Source organism: Roseateles sp. P5_E11 (assembly GCF_054049355.1).
Genome location: NZ_JBFUMO010001137.1, coordinates 1 through 773 on the forward strand (window position 1 = coordinate 1; position 773 = coordinate 773).

The window sequence follows — 773 nt, forward strand, 5'->3', positions numbered from 1 at the left end:
GTGCGCATCCTGGACGAAGGTCTCAAGGCTGCCCTCAACCTCGAATCCACCCCGCTGGCCCACGACCTGCGCGACCTTTACGCGTATCTGTGCATGCGGCTGACCCAAGCCAACCTGCACAGCGACGTCGCTGCCATCGAGGAGTGCAAGCGTCTGCTGGCGCCAGTACGTGACGCCTGGCAAGCCATCGCCGACAACCCCGCAGTGCGCCCGCCCAGGGCCGCCTGATCCGCCCATTCCGCCCCGCCCTGCTCACGCTTTCCGGTACGCCCCCATGAATTCCGAACTGCTCAACTATTACGAGGCCATCGAACAAGCCAGCGCCGACATGCTGTCAGCTGCCCGCACCGGCAACTGGGATGAAGTCGTCAAGCTCGAAGGTGCCTGCGTGCTGCTGATCTCGCAGCTCAAGTCCGCCGCCAACCAATCCCAGCTGGCCCCGAGTGAATCGGCGCTGAAGACCCGCATCATGCAGCGCATCCTGCTCAATGACGCCGAGATCCGCCATCTGGCCGAACCCTGGCTGGAAGACCTGGATCATGTGATGAAGGGCAAGAGCAGGATGGTGCATTGAGCCCCTCGTCCGGTCTCGCCCTGCTGAACGCGGGCGAGTCCAGCCGGTCCCCCGAGGGGACGGCGATGCTTGCGGCGTCGAGCCGCAAGCACATCGCCCAAGGCGGGCCGGCTAGGGGCGGCCCGGCGCTCGGCCCGCAAAACCAACCCGCGCAGCGACCATCCTGGCATGAGCGCTCTTGAACCCACCTCCGAGGAAC

The 773-nt window shown here is 65.7% G+C and carries 2 protein-coding genes; both read left to right on the forward strand.

The window, feature by feature from the left end; all coding sequences use genetic code 11:
* On the forward strand, positions 1 to 228 hold a 228-nt coding region (locus ACXJKR_RS33925; RefSeq protein WP_457326604.1), incomplete at its 5' end, for a flagellar export chaperone FliS.
* A 46-nt stretch (positions 229 to 274) separates the two neighbouring features.
* Entirely contained in the window at positions 275 to 574 is a 300-nt protein-coding gene (locus tag ACXJKR_RS33930) for a flagellar protein FliT (protein ID WP_056199261.1), read from the forward strand.
* The last annotated feature ends 199 nt before the right edge of the window (positions 575 to 773 follow it).

Excerpts from the sequence above, each read along its gene's own strand:
- ACXJKR_RS33930 (WP_056199261.1), top strand. The coding sequence starts at position 275 with ATGAATTCCGAACTGCTCAACTATTACGAGGCCATCGAACAAGCCAGC.